This is a genomic window from Bariatricus sp. HCP28S3_A4 (genome assembly GCF_052066395.1).
Classification (GTDB): domain Bacteria; phylum Bacillota; class Clostridia; order Lachnospirales; family Lachnospiraceae; genus Allocoprococcus.
Genome location: NZ_JBQHSE010000016.1, coordinates 1 through 11,751 on the forward strand (window position 1 = coordinate 1; position 11,751 = coordinate 11,751).

Here is an 11,751-nt window from a genome sequence, read left to right on the forward strand (position 1 = left end):
TATCACCAAAACAGGATTCGAAGATGTCTCTGAGTATGAACTTTTTATTCGCTGTTTTTCAGAGCAGTCCATTGTCGAACAGGGAAAACGTCGCTGGATTACTAAGGAAGATAACCTCGGCAATTCAACCATGCTGTTAAATCCAACTGATCCTGAGGCTACATACCGAAGGAAAGCAGGGAAAGAATATCGCGGCTATGTGGCTAATGTAGAGGAAACTGTTGGGATCGTGTGACATCGGTCCAAAATGATGGTGCAAGACACATTTTTGTGACAAAAGGAGATGCAAATCAGACAGAGGATCCGTATTTAACTTCGGAAGAAGATGTGATTGGTAAAGTTATCTGCATTTCATATCCGTTGGGAGTTGCAGTACATCTGCTGTCCAATCCTTTGATTTTTATACCGCTTATTCTCCTTCCTTTGTTCTTTATACTGATCTATAACTTGATCTATTCTGTTAAAGTTACAAAAGGTATTATTCGTGAAGAGGAAGAAGCGGCTGTGCGGGAAGCTGTGGAAGCGATTCGTAAGAAAAGGGCAGAAGAAGAGGAGGAAAAGAATGATTCAAAATCCAAGTAGTGTCTTTCATGGCCTCATGGAATATGATTCAATAGCGTTAAACCTGAGAAATCTGGTATTTTTCTTCTGTCTGCTATATTTGTCAGTAGAAGATCTGAAAAGATACAGGATTCCGGATAAATGTCTGGGAATCTCTGTAATTGCATGGTGCATGGCAATACCATTTGCATATCAGGATTATGGTGGATGGAGTGGTATTGCTGTGCATTTACTGGCTGCTGTAGTATACGGCGGCGGCGTACTTATTCTTTCCATTCTTATTGAGCAAATCTTTAAAAAAGAAAGCCTTGGCGGCGGTGATGTGAAATTAATTGCTGTCATGGGACTGTATCTTGGTATGAATTTATCATTGTATGCATTGTTCTTTGCATGTATTTTCGGTTTGGTTATATTGCTTATAAGTTATAAGAGCCGTGAGGGAAAGGGTGGAGTAATTCCATTTGGACCGGCTCTTGCGGCAGCAACCATGTTGATGGTTTTGTGGGGACAGGTTCCGTGACTCATTTATTCGGAAATGGAACGGAAGATTTTGCCGAACAAAGATGCGTTTCGCCAGTTTACGACTACATCTGCAGAGTTGTATGCGATTTATCTGAATGATTTCCTCGAAGCGCTTGCCACAGGAGTTTATAAAAAGACTTCAGATAAGTTGAAGATTTTTCTTGCCGCGAATGGGACGACGAAGATCACTTCGCTCTACAAATATTGTCCTTTGCTGTGCTGGCAGAAGAATTTCACAAAAATGCGTCTTTCCTTTCCGGGCAGTTCAGCAAAGAGACCGAGATGAGTATGACCGATTACATTCATCACGCCCGAATTCGTGCGGCGGTTCAGTACTTTAATACGACACAGATGTCGGTCACGCAGATGGCGACAAGCGTTGGGATGGATAATTTCGGATATTTCTCGAGGATTTTCCGAAGAGAGATCGGAATGAGCCCGCGGGAATATAAGAAGATGGTATCGGGCGGGAAAAGTGGGAAATAAAATTCGCAGCATCATTATAATCGTAAAGAAAAATCATTATACTAAAAATAGAAATAAAAATAGAATCTATTAAAGGAGGCATTTATGGCAAGAACAGTAGGAATTGGGATACAGGATTTTGAAAAATAATAACGAATAAATGCTTCTATATAGATAAGACGGATTTTATCCGTGAATGGTGGGAAAGCAAGGATGATGTGACACTAATTACCCGTCCGAGGCGCTTTGGAAAAACGTTAACTATGAGTATGTTGGAGAAGTTTTTCTCACTTGATTATGCAGGGCGGGGGGGTGTCCGAAAAACAGGTACTACACTAATTCGCGTGTCCACTGTTATGGGTACATTATAACTCATTAGTTGAGAGTCGTGGGGACAGGTCCCTTGACTCCCCTCCAACTCCCCATCCCCACGACTACCACTATTTTCTTGACAAAATAACCGTAAACGGTTAAAATATAAAAAACGGTTAAAGGAGATAGAGGCAGTGATTTCTGATATATTAAAACGAAAAAAGGAAGAAAAGGGTATGACCACCGAGGCACTATCTCGACTTTCCGGAGTACCGGTGGGAACGATCAATAAGATTTTGAACGGGGAAACCAGGTCGCCCAGATACGATACGCTGATGGCACTTGAGAAAGTTCTTCTGGATAAGAAGGATACGGATGAATATCTTGTCATACGGGATTCGCAGGCGGCTTTGGAATATCAGGGGTGTGGACCGTATACGATAGAAGATTACCGGGCACTTCCGCAAGAGGTGCGTGCAGAACTGATTGATGGGGAATTGATTTTTATGGAAGCGCCAGGCACTGCACATCAGATTCTTGTGATGAAGATTGCATTTTTATTAGAATTATTTATACGAGAGAATAAAGGAGAATGTTTGGTGCTTCCGGCTCCTCTTGATGTACAGCTGGATTGCGATGATAAGACGCTGGTTCAGCCTGATATTGTAGTACTGTGCAAGAAAGAAAAACTTGTAAAAGAAGGTATTTACGGAGCACCGGATATGGTGATTGAGGTTACGTCGCCTTCTACCAGAAGAATGGATTTTGCCAAAAAGATGGTGAAATATGATAATGCCGGTGTGCGGGAATATTGGATTGTTGATCTTCGGAAGAAAAAAGTGGTGACGTATCACCTGGAAGAGGACCCGATGCCGTCCCTTTATACATTCCGGGATAAGATCCCGGTTCAGATTTTTGATGAAAAATTAGAGATAGATTTTGCAGGACTTGCAGATGTATTAGAAAGCATACCTGAGTAATGCGAGCAGGTGGTGACGGGGCTCGTTTGTCAGAGAGGGCTCATCCTTGCGGCTGAACTGTTATGTTTTTGGAGAATTTTGGGGAAAATGCCTGAATAACTGTGAGAAGATTGTGAAAAATTGTCGAAATGTCTTGATGGCAACACGTAAATAATGCAAACTGTAATAAGTAGAAATCAAAACTACGTTGCGAGGTATTGGGTATGGTTCAAATTATTACAGACTCTTCAACACTGCACACGGTGGAGGAGGCAAATGCATTGGGAGTCGAGACGTTGCCTCTTTGTGTCAATATTGACGATCTGGAAGGGCGCGACCTTCAGATGGATATGAAAGATTTTTATGAAAGGATTCGTAAGGGACAGATTCCCAGAAGTTCCCAGCCGCCAATTGGTGAGGTGGTGGATATGTTTGATAAATACAAGGATTCAGACATTATCAATATCACCATAGCGGACGGACTTTCCGGTACATATCAAAGTGCGTGCGCGGCGAAGGAAATGTCAGAAAATCGGGAGCGGATTATGGTCTTCAACTGCAGGACGCTTTGCGGTCCGCATTGCGTGGCGATTCAGTATATTGAAAAATAGCAGGAAAAGGGGGAGGTCGCATAGCGCTCTCCCCAGTGTTTTTTGAAATACATCCAACATTAGTAACCAATTCCCATCCCAAAGAGCAGGAGCAGGCTTGTAAGTACAAGATTCAGAGTCTGGAATTTCCAGCTCCATTTCACCCAGGTACCATAGTTTACATCCGCAAGACCCAGACCGATCAGAAGAACCGGATTTGTCGGGTAGAATACATTGGAGAAGCCGTCGCCGAACGCGAATGCCGCAACGCAGAGCTGGGCAGAGATCCTGAATACCTGTGCAACCGGAACAATCAGCGGCATCAGCAGAAAGGCTTTGGCAGAACCCGATGGAATGAAGAAGTTCATGATCAGTACAAATGCAAGGGCGCGGAACCAGATTCCCGAGAACATCGGAAGTCTGGCAAGCTCCTGTGCTACACCTACGGTAAATGGATTGCAGACTCCGGCAGCAAACCCACAGCCTACGGCAAGAAGACTCATGCCGACACCGGTAAGAGGATCCCATCCCAGGCTGACGGCCAGCGCAACGACGATCGGAACCAACGGAATGCATTCTTCGAAGGACCCGATAAAAGAACCGAGGGCCATGAAGAACAAGGTGATGACGGCCAGAAGCTGGTAGCGTTTCTGGCCGAATCGGCTGGTAATTCTGTCCAGCATATATTTCATAAGATTACATTTCTCAAGACTGTTAAAAACGCCTCCGATCACCAGGAGGAAGACGATAACGGCAATCAAAGCTCCGCTTCCTTCTGAGCTGAGAACGAGAAGTGGGGAAAAGATCCATTTCCAGAACGGAATTCCGCCTTCTACATAAGAAAATCCTGCTTCGGTATCGATTACCGTATTTCCGGATGCATCTGTGAGTCTGGCGTATTCACCTCCCGGGATCAGGAATGTAAGTATGTAGGTGAGTACCATCAGAACAAAGATGACTGCGATTGCGGTCAGGAAAGAACGTGTGCTGATATTTAGGCCTTTTTTCTGTTTTTGTGTTCCTATTTTTTCCCCTCTCTGTTAGAATAGTTATAAGGTATTTGCTACGATTATATACTCCCGGGTAAGCTAAGTCAATAAAAGAGGGGGTGGCACTTTGCGGAGAAAGGAACGGGAAGATTTATGGCTTAAACCGGATCATGAAGCATGTTTCGGGGCAAAGCGAATGGTCTTATGAGGAAAGCATGCTTCGGAGCGTCGGAGTTTTTAAGCTTAAAGCGGAAGAAATGAGCTGTAAGGAACAACAACGATGAGACATGTCTATTTCCGCGGCAATTGAATGATGCTTGTAAAATGGCGAAAGAGAGAAGGAAACAAGGAATGAAGAATAAGAAACAAAGTGAAAAGAAGAATCAAAACCTGTGTATGACAAACAGAGAATTGTCATGGCTTCAGTTTAATGAACGAGTGTTAAATGAAGCCGGGAATCCAAGAGTGCCTTTGGCAGAAAGGATGACATTTGCGTCTATTTTCCAGACAAATCTGGATGAATTTTTCATGGTACGTGTCGGTACGCTCCTTATGCAGATGCAGTCTTCGGAAGAAATTATAGAGAATAAAACTGGCATGAATAGTAAAGAGCAGGTCAAGGAGATTCTCAAACGTGTGAACGTGCTTGAAGAGAAGAAGGCAAAAATATATGAGCAGCTTATGGGTGAACTGGAGCCTGAGGGAATCCGTATCATTAATTTTAACAAGTTGTCCGCGGAAGAAGGAAAACTTCTGGAGAAGTATTTTGACGCGCATATTGCCCCGTTCCTTTCTCCGATGATCATCGGGAAGCAGCAGCCGTTTCCGTTCCTTGCAAATAAACAGTTGTATGCGATTGTTTTACTTGAAACACCGAAGGGCAAGAGAAGAACCGGACTGGTTCCCTGCTCCAACAGTGTGTTTAAACGGCTGATTGAGATCCCTACAAGGCCCGGAACCTTTATGCTGTCAGAAGAACTGATCCTTCATTTCGTTTCCAAATTGTATTCAAAATATATTGTGAAAGAAAAATCTATCATGCGTGTCACGCGTAATGCGGATATTGATGCGACAGAGATATATGACGAAGATCTTGACTACAGAGATATGATGGAACAGTTGATCAAGCGTCGTACCAGGCTGAATCCGGTGCGAGTGGAGTTCAGCCGCAGTATCAATAAAAAGACAAAGCAGGAAATTGCCCGTTTCCTGAAAATCGGGGCGGATCATATTATTGATGTGAAGACGCCGCTGGATCTGTCTTTTGTTTTCGCACTCCAGACCTATCTTCGCGATAAACCGGAATTGTTTTATGAGAAACGCAGTCCGAGACTCAGCCCGGCGCTGAACCTGAAAGAAAATCTGTTTAATCAGATTGAGAAGAAGGATGTGCTGCTTTCCTATCCGTATGAAAGCATGAAGCCGTTCTTGCAGCTCCTTCAGGAAGCGGCAGAAGATGAGTCTGTCGTTTCTATTAAAATGACGCTCTATCGTGTCGCAGAGCGAAGCAAGATCATTGACACGTTGATCGAGGCTGCCGAAAATGGCAAGGAAGTTGTTGTTCTGGTTGAACTGAGAGCAAGATTTGACGAGGCGAATAATATTGAAATGTCCCACAGGCTTGAGGATGCCGGATGTCAGATCCTTTATGGACTTGGAGACTATAAGGTTCATTCCAAACTGTGTCTGATCACACGCAAAACGGAAACGGGATTTGCTTACATAACCCAGATCGGAACCGGAAATTATAATGAAAAAACATCAAGGCTTTACACAGATCTTTCTCTGATCACGGCAAGACAGTCCATAGGAGCAGAAGCAGCAGAGATATTTACCGCGCTGCAGAAGGGAGAAGTGGTCGAGCATACGAACGAACTCCTTGTCGCGCCGAAATGTCTGCAGAACAAGGTAGTGGATATGATCGATGCGGAGATTGAGAAGGTGAAACAGGGCAGTACAGGATATGTGGGGGTGAAGATCAATTCGCTTACGGATAAGGTTCTGATCGATAAGATGATCGAGGCTTCGCAGGCCGGAGTGAAAATTGATCTGATCGTCAGAGGTATCTGCTGTCTGAAACCGGGTGTGAAAGGCATGACAGAGAATATTCATGTGATCAGTGTTGTCGGGCGTTTCCTTGAACACTCCAGAATCTACCGCTTCGGAAGGGGAGATGAGGAGAAGATTTACATTGCATCTGCCGACTTTATGACCAGAAATACGGTTCGCCGTGTGGAAGTGGCTGCTCCGATTTATGACCAGGATATCCGCACCAGAATCCGTCATATATTTGACACGATGATGATGGATGATGAGAAAGGAAAAGAACAGAATTCAGAAGGAGAATACTGCGACCGGTCTGTAAATGCAGAAAAACTGAACTCTCAGGAATTCTTCTATCAGGAAGCATATGATATGGAAAATGGAAGATAGTTTGTAAATAATCCGGCAAAACACGGGAAATATGTGTTTTGCCGGATTTTTAATAGCTGTGGACGGAAGGAGAATTTGCCGGATAACAAAAAGAAAACCTTGACTTTGCGGGGACTGTATGTTACACTATCCTAGCGAATGGAAGTTATAGGTCTTTTTTTTATGCCTATTTTTAGCAGAATTCCGGAGACGGGATTTTGCAGACAGCCTCGCAAGCTGTCGTGTAACTGAAAATTAGAACATAAAAGCGAGGTGGAAGTTGTGCGTACAAGAATTACACTGGAATGTACAGAATGCAAACATCGTAACTACAACATGACAAAGGATAAGAAATCTCATCCGGAGCGCATGGAGACAAAGAAATACTGTAGATTCTGCAAATCACACACATTACACAAAGAGACGAAATAGTCGTTGAAGGGAAGTGAATGTTATGGGAGATGCTAAAGAAACCCGCAAGACACCGTTTTTCAAAGGTGTAAAAGCAGAGTTTAAGAAGATTATCTGGCCAGACAAAACCACACTTGCCAAACAGACAGCGGCAGTCGTATCTGTTTCTGTTTTGCTGGGAGCGATTATCGCGATTACCGATATTCTTGTAAAATACGGAATTGATTTCTTAGTAAGATAAGATACTGATAATGGTAACACAGGAAAGGTGATATTATGGCAGAAGCAAAATGGTATGTGGTTCATACCTATTCAGGGTATGAGAACAAAGTAAAAGCCGACATTGACAAGACGATTGAGAACCGTCATCTGGAAGAAGAGATTCTGGAAGTTCGTGTTCCGATGCATGAGGTTGTGGAACTGAAGAACGGAGTGCAGAAGGCATCACAGAAAAAGCTTTTTCCGGGATATGTACTCATTCATATGATCATGAATGATGATACATGGTATGTCGTAAGAAATACCAGAGGTGTGACTGGTTTCGTTGGTCCGGGGTCCAAACCGGTTCCGCTTACAGACGAAGAAATGGCACCGCTCGGAATCCAGAAAGAGGATGTTGTCGTTGACTTTGCAGAGGGCGATACCGTTACTGTTATTGCCGGGGCATGGGAAGGAACGGTTGGTGCTGTTCAGTCCATTAATATGCAGAAACAGAGTCTTACAATCAATGTTGAGTTATTTGGTCGCGAAACACCGGTAGAAATCAGTTTCGCAGAAGTCAAGAAAATGTAGCAGACATTACGTGGGAGGGAAATCCCCGCAAATACCACAAGGAGGTACTTTAAAATGGCAAAAAAAGTTACAGGTTATATCAAATTACAGATTCCAGCCGGAAAGGCTACTCCGGCTCCACCGGTTGGTCCTGCACTTGGACAGCATGGTGTAAATATCGTTGAGTTTACAAAACAGTTCAACGCAAGAACAGCAGACCAGGGAGATTTAATTATTCCGGTTGTTATCACTGTTTACAGTGACAGAAGCTTCAGCTTTGTTACAAAGACACCGCCGGCAGCAGTTCTGATTAAGAAAGCCTGCAATATCAAATCAGGTTCAGGCGTTCCGAATAAGACAAAAGTTGCTAAGATCACAAAAGCTCAGGTTAAAGAAATCGCAGAGATGAAGATGCCTGATTTAAATGCAGCTACTGTTGAGAGTGCTATGAGTATGATCGAAGGAACCTGCAGAAGTATGGGTGTAACTGTAGTTGAATAAGTCTGATTTACGGGCGAAAGAACTACACTATGAAAACTGTAAACAAGCACGTGGGAGGGAATTCCCGTAATCACCACTAGGAGGTATTTAACATGAAAAGAGGAAAGAAATATGTAGAGGCTGCTAAACAGGTTGACAGAACAGTCCTCTATGATAAAGCAGATGCAATCGCATTAGTTAAAAAATGTGCGACAGCAAAATTTGACGAGACAATCGAAGCTCATATCAGAACCGGATGTGACGGACGTCACGCTGATCAGCAGATTCGTGGAGCAGTTGTTCTTCCACACGGAACAGGTAAAAAAGTTCGTATCCTTGTATTTGCAAAAGATGCAAAAGCAGAAGAAGCAAAAGCGGCTGGCGCAGATTATGTAGGAGCAGAAGAACTGATTCCGAAGATTCAGAATGAAAACTGGTTTGAATTCGACGTTGTAGTTGCTACACCGGATATGATGGGTGTTGTTGGACGTCTTGGTCGTGTACTTGGACCAAAAGGTTTAATGCCGAACCCGAAGGCTGGTACCGTAACAATGGACGTTACAAAAGCAATCAACGAGATCAAAGCTGGTAAGATTGAGTACAGATTGGACAAGACAAATATTATCCATGTACCGATTGGAAAAGCTTCCTTCACAGAAGAACAGTTGGCGGACAACTTCCAGACGCTTATCGATGCAATCAATAAGGCTAAACCGGCAGCAGTAAAAGGACAGTACCTTAGAAGTGTAACTCTTACTTCTACAATGGGACCTGGCGTAAAACTGAACCCGATGAAGTTAGCTTAATTGATGATATATTGATACCTATCGAGGACGCAGCATTTCAAAGTGCTGCGTCCTGTTTTTTTTGTCAGTGAAGCATTGGAGAGATGCAGATTATATAATATGGTAAAATAATAATATTGTATAAAAAGAGTTGAATATTATTATAATAAATGGTAATATATAATATATAAAGAGGCGTGGCGGGCAAGTGCAGATTGAATGGAAGGAGGAACGGGAATGGATATACGTGATATTAAGAATCGGAAAAAACAATTGGGTCTTACGAATAAACAGCTTGCTGACTATTCAGGGGTATCGCTGGGGACTGTGAATAAGATCTTGAGTGGAGCGACAAAATCGCCGCAGATTGATACGCTAGACGCATTGGATCGTGCGCTTCAGCGGAAGGAATTCCGGTATCATACGGAATCGGAACCTGTTCTTTGCATTCGGGAAGAGTCCATTGCCTACGATACAATGAAAAAGGATGGGGAGTATACATTAGAGGATTACTATGCGCTTCCGGAAGAAGTGAGAGCAGAGCTGATAGACGGTTATCTGATCTATATGGATGCCCCGACAATTGTACATCAGGAAATAATTGGTGAACTGAGTTATTATATGAGGGATTATGTCAAGAAAAATGAAGGGGAGTGCAGAGTGATCCTTTCACCTATAGATGTCTGCCTTAATAAAGATAATAAAACGATGCTTCAGCCTGATCTTGTGGTGATATGCGACAAAGAACTGACGGACGGGCGAAGAATTAATGGTGCGCCGGATTTTGTGGCTGAAGTAGTATCGCCATCCAGCCGCAAGCGGGATTATATGATCAAGCTTAATAAATATTGGAAGGCAGGAGTACGCGAATACTGGATCATCGATCCGGAGAAGAAGGACATCTCTACATATTGGCTTCAAGGAAGCGACACGGAGTTTGAAGTAATGCATTATGACTTTGAGGATAAAGTTCCGATGAGAATATGGGCTGGTGCGGAAATTGATTTTTCTGAGTTTGATATACTGTGGTAAGCTGAAAAAATTACGAAAAAATCCAAAAAGTACTTGACGAACAGGAGAACACCTGTTATTATATATAGCGTAACTGCCAGAGACAGTAGGTGCCGCAAGGCATAAGGATGAAAACGCCTACCGAGGAAGAAACGAATTCGATAAAAGTTTGAATTTATAGAAGCTTCCAGTCTGCGGACAGGGAGCTTTTTCTAGGCAGCTCATAATAATACAAGGAGGTGCACCATTCGTGGCAAAAGTTGAATTAAAACAACCTATCGTTCAGGCAATCGTAGATGATATCACTGATGCACAGTCAATCGTGCTGGTTGACTACCGCGGATTAACTGTAGCACAAGACACAGAACTTCGTAAGCAGTTAAGAGAAGCTGGTATTGTTTACAAAGTCTGCAAAAACACAATGATGAAGAGAGCTTTTGAAGGAACAGATTTCGCACAGTTAGACGAATATCTGGAAGGACCGAGCGCTATTGCAATTTCTAAAGACGATGCAACAGCACCGGCAAGAATTATTTGCAAGTTTGCAAAGACAGCTCAGGCTCTTGAAGTTAAAGCAGGTGTGGTTGAAGGCACAGTATATGACGCTAACGGAGTTGCAGAGTTATCTAAGGTTCCATCAAGAGAAGAATTACTGTCCAAGTTACTTGGAAGCTTACAGTCACCGATTACCAATCTTGCTCGTGTGCTTAATCAGATCGCAGAGCAGAATGGAGCTCCGGCAGAAGCCGCAGCAGAAGAATAAGAGTATTATAAAAATATCAAATGGAGGAAAATAAAATGGCAAAATTAACAACAGCAGAATTTATTGAAGCTATCAAAGAATTATCTGTATTAGAATTAAATGAATTAGTTAAAGCATGTGAAGAAGAATTTGGTGTATCTGCAGCAGCAGGTGTTGTAGTTGCAGCAGCAGCTGGAGACGGAGCAGCTCAGGAAGAAGAAAAAGATGAATTCAACGTAGAATTAGTAGCAGCTGGTTCTTCTAAAGTTAAAGTAATCAAAGTTGTTCGTGAAATCACAGGACTTGGATTAAAAGAAGCTAAAGAATTAGTTGACGGAGCACCGAAGGTAGTGAAAGAAGCAGTATCTAAGGCAGAAGCTGAAGAAATCAAAGCAAAACTTGAAGCTGAAGGCGCAGAAGTTGCCCTTAAGTAATTTTAAGAGTATTCCAAAGCGGGGGAGAGAGATCTTCCCCGTTTTTTCTAGACAGAAGTACCATTCTTGTTTCTTGAAATCATTTAAAAAATATTCCAAATCACAAAAAAAATCCTTGACAAGCCAGCAGACTCTATGATATAGTAAAAAATGCGCTATTGTGGAAATTTATGCTATAATTGCGCCCTAAAATCGACTGTTTCCGATAAAAGGGAGATAGTTGAGCCACAGATTGAAGTCGTGGACGGCAAAAACTGTCCACTTGTTTAAAAATCTGTGTGAGTGTTAGGTGGAATTAACCCGAAAA

16 protein-coding genes, 2 pseudogenes and 1 other annotated feature are annotated in these 11,751 nt (G+C 42.8%); of the genes and pseudogenes, 17 read left to right on the forward strand and 1 reads right to left on the reverse strand.

All coding sequences use genetic code 11. The annotated features are described in order from the left end of the window. From ACTNBF_RS09345 to ACTNBF_RS09380, 8 genes and pseudogenes are all read left to right on the forward strand, one after another. Positions 1-235: pseudogene (locus ACTNBF_RS09345) on the forward strand (hypothetical protein); the annotation flags it as partial. After that, positions 232-582, forward strand: a complete 351-nt coding sequence (locus ACTNBF_RS09350; RefSeq protein WP_441050010.1) for a hypothetical protein — start codon at positions 232-234, stop codon at positions 580-582. The pseudogene ACTNBF_RS09345 and the gene ACTNBF_RS09350, both read left to right, overlap by 4 nt. Beyond that, complete coding sequence (locus ACTNBF_RS09355) at positions 563-1,081, forward strand: prepilin peptidase (protein WP_427820033.1); 519 nt, start codon at positions 563-565, stop codon at positions 1,079-1,081. Before ACTNBF_RS09350 ends, ACTNBF_RS09355 begins: the two co-directional genes overlap by 20 nt. 15 nt (positions 1,082-1,096) lie before the next feature. Continuing rightward, positions 1,097-1,369: a hypothetical protein gene (locus tag ACTNBF_RS09360; protein ID WP_441089154.1), complete on the forward strand. Its 273-nt coding sequence runs from the start codon at positions 1,097-1,099 to the stop codon at positions 1,367-1,369. After that, positions 1,300-1,569 carry a helix-turn-helix transcriptional regulator gene (locus ACTNBF_RS09365; RefSeq protein ID WP_441089142.1) on the forward strand — a complete coding sequence of 90 codons (270 nt, stop codon included), beginning with the start codon at positions 1,300-1,302 and terminating at the stop codon, positions 1,567-1,569. The genes ACTNBF_RS09360 and ACTNBF_RS09365 overlap by 70 nt, the downstream gene beginning before the upstream one ends. An 84-nt stretch (positions 1,570-1,653) precedes the next feature. Then, positions 1,654-1,856: pseudogene (locus ACTNBF_RS09370) on the forward strand (AAA family ATPase); the annotation flags it as partial. 198 nt (positions 1,857-2,054) lie between these two features. Further along, the gene (locus tag ACTNBF_RS09375) at positions 2,055-2,840 is read left to right on the forward strand and encodes a Uma2 family endonuclease (protein WP_441089143.1); all 786 of its coding nucleotides are present in this window, start codon (positions 2,055-2,057) and stop codon (positions 2,838-2,840) included. Positions 2,841-3,043: 203 nt separating this feature from the next. After that, positions 3,044-3,430 (forward strand): DegV family protein, encoded by a 387-nt coding sequence (locus ACTNBF_RS09380; RefSeq protein WP_441089144.1) that lies wholly within the window; start codon positions 3,044-3,046, stop codon positions 3,428-3,430. A gap of 59 nt (positions 3,431-3,489) precedes the next feature. On the opposite strand, the gene ACTNBF_RS09385 is transcribed toward ACTNBF_RS09380, so the two are convergent. Continuing rightward, complete coding sequence (locus tag ACTNBF_RS09385) at positions 3,490-4,434, reverse strand: hypothetical protein (RefSeq protein WP_441089153.1); 945 nt, start codon at positions 4,432-4,434, stop codon at positions 3,490-3,492. A gap of 315 nt (positions 4,435-4,749) precedes the next feature. Between ACTNBF_RS09385 and ppk1 the strand changes: the two genes are divergently transcribed. The 9 genes from ppk1 to rplL all read left to right on the forward strand — a co-directional run bounded on the left by ppk1 (position 4,750) and on the right by rplL (position 11,444). Continuing rightward, a complete protein-coding gene (gene ppk1, locus ACTNBF_RS09390) occupies positions 4,750-6,831 on the forward strand; it encodes a polyphosphate kinase 1 (protein WP_441025117.1) in 2,082 nt (693 codons plus the stop codon). Positions 6,832-7,092: 261 nt separating this feature from the next. Continuing rightward, complete coding sequence (gene rpmG, locus ACTNBF_RS09395) at positions 7,093-7,242, forward strand: 50S ribosomal protein L33 (RefSeq protein ID WP_081445272.1); 150 nt, start codon at positions 7,093-7,095, stop codon at positions 7,240-7,242. Between the two features lie 22 nt (positions 7,243-7,264). Beyond that, positions 7,265-7,462 carry a preprotein translocase subunit SecE gene (gene secE / locus ACTNBF_RS09400; RefSeq protein ID WP_427806096.1) on the forward strand — a complete coding sequence of 66 codons (198 nt, stop codon included), beginning with the start codon at positions 7,265-7,267 and terminating at the stop codon, positions 7,460-7,462. Positions 7,463-7,497: 35 nt separating this feature from the next. Further along, the gene (gene nusG / locus ACTNBF_RS09405) at positions 7,498-8,013 is read left to right on the forward strand and encodes a transcription termination/antitermination protein NusG (RefSeq protein ID WP_427806095.1); all 516 of its coding nucleotides are present in this window, start codon (positions 7,498-7,500) and stop codon (positions 8,011-8,013) included. A 54-nt stretch (positions 8,014-8,067) separates the two neighbouring features. Then, positions 8,068-8,493 (forward strand): 50S ribosomal protein L11, encoded by a 426-nt coding sequence (gene rplK / locus ACTNBF_RS09410; RefSeq protein ID WP_427806094.1) that lies wholly within the window; start codon positions 8,068-8,070, stop codon positions 8,491-8,493. Between the two features lie 92 nt (positions 8,494-8,585). Then, positions 8,586-9,278 (forward strand): 50S ribosomal protein L1, encoded by a 693-nt coding sequence (gene rplA / locus ACTNBF_RS09415; RefSeq protein ID WP_427806093.1) that lies wholly within the window; start codon positions 8,586-8,588, stop codon positions 9,276-9,278. A gap of 216 nt (positions 9,279-9,494) precedes the next feature. Then, positions 9,495-10,289, forward strand: a complete 795-nt coding sequence (locus tag ACTNBF_RS09420; RefSeq protein WP_441089145.1) for a Uma2 family endonuclease — start codon at positions 9,495-9,497, stop codon at positions 10,287-10,289. Between the two features lie 58 nt (positions 10,290-10,347). Further along, positions 10,348-10,490: a sequence feature (ribosomal protein L10 leader region), on the forward strand. Positions 10,491-10,518: 28 nt separating this feature from the next. Beyond that, positions 10,519-11,031 (forward strand): 50S ribosomal protein L10, encoded by a 513-nt coding sequence (rplJ, locus tag ACTNBF_RS09425; RefSeq protein WP_427806091.1) that lies wholly within the window; start codon positions 10,519-10,521, stop codon positions 11,029-11,031. 35 nt (positions 11,032-11,066) lie between these two features. Further along, entirely contained in the window at positions 11,067-11,444 is a 378-nt protein-coding gene (gene rplL / locus ACTNBF_RS09430) for a 50S ribosomal protein L7/L12 (RefSeq protein WP_427806090.1), read from the forward strand. Positions 11,445-11,751: the final 307 nt, after the last annotated feature.